Annotated in this window: 1 pseudogene; it reads right to left on the reverse strand. The window is 56.4% G+C overall.

Annotated features, from left to right (window positions below):
• Positions 1-21: 21 nt before the first annotated feature.
• Positions 22-1181: pseudogene (locus AC2D8P_RS16565) on the reverse strand (IS30 family transposase).
• Positions 1182-1255 lie beyond the last annotated feature (74 nt).

Here is a 1255-nt window from a genome sequence, read left to right on the forward strand (position 1 = left end):
GTCTGCTTTGCGGGTGCGGATTCAACGGATCGCCGCAACACACTGCTCGAACTTCTCTGCCGGCGTCTTGTATTGCAAGGTTTTTCGTGGCCGCTCGTTAAGCTGCCGTGCGACGGCGCTGAGTTTGGCCTGGCTGTAGGTGGACATGTCCAGGCCGCGCGGAAAGTATTGGCGCAGGAGACGGTTGGTGTTCTCGTTGCTTCCCCGCTGCCAGGGAGATTGCGGATCACAGAAGTAGACGTCGATTTTGGTCGCCATGGTAAACTTCAGATGATCAGTCATTTCTGAGCCGCGATCCCATGTTAGCGACCGGTACAGCTCTTTGGGCATCTTGCGCGCCTGTTTGATCAGAGCCGTGATGACGCTTTGCGTGTCCTTGTTTGCCACTTTGGCCAGCATCACAAAGCGAGAGTGCCGCTCGACCAATGTCGCGATGTAACTGTTGTTGGTCCCGACGATCAGATCACCCTCCCAATGCCCCGGCACAGCGCGATCTTCGATCTCTGGTGGGCGTTCGCTGATCGGGACCGCATCCTTGATCTTGCGCAACTTCAGTCCCTTCTGGGTGGCATGTCGAGATCGTCTGATTGCACGCGGGCTGTTGAGGCATTGCTGCAGCTCTTTCTTCAGAACGCCGCGGGCCTGCACATAAAGGCTGCGATAGATCGTCTCGTGGCTCACGCGCGCTTCTCTTTGTTCGGGTGCTTGCGCATCAGCCAGCCTGCAATCTGCTGTGGAGACCACTTCAGCCGCAGCTTTCGCGCGATGAACACGCACAAGGGTTTGTTGAAAGAGAGCTTACAGGCTTTGGGTCGCTTTGCGCAGTCCCAGGCGCGTTGGTCGGACTGGGCGGCGCGATAGGTCTTGCGTCCACCGTTTCTGCGCACTTCCCGACTGATGGTCGATGGCGCACGCCTCAGATCGCGTGCAATCGAACGCAATGATCTATCAGCTGCAAGGCCACGAGATATCTCCTCGCGCTCTTCCAAGCTCAACACCTGTTGGGATCTGGTACGCGCTGGTGGGCGAATGCCGCCAGTCAAAGCCAGATGTGGAAAGATCGATGAAGAAGCGCGATCAAACCTGCGCCCAATTGAACTCAACGACTCCCCTCGTTGCCATCGGTCCCACATCTCTGACTTCTGCTTGTCAGTATAAAACGTACGCGTGCGGTACTTCATATCTCAACACTCCATCTTTCCAAAAAGACTAAAGTGTTGCGACCACCCGTTGAACTCACAGGGACTGTTCTGCC

This window comes from Roseovarius sp. YIN77, assembly GCF_057219155.1.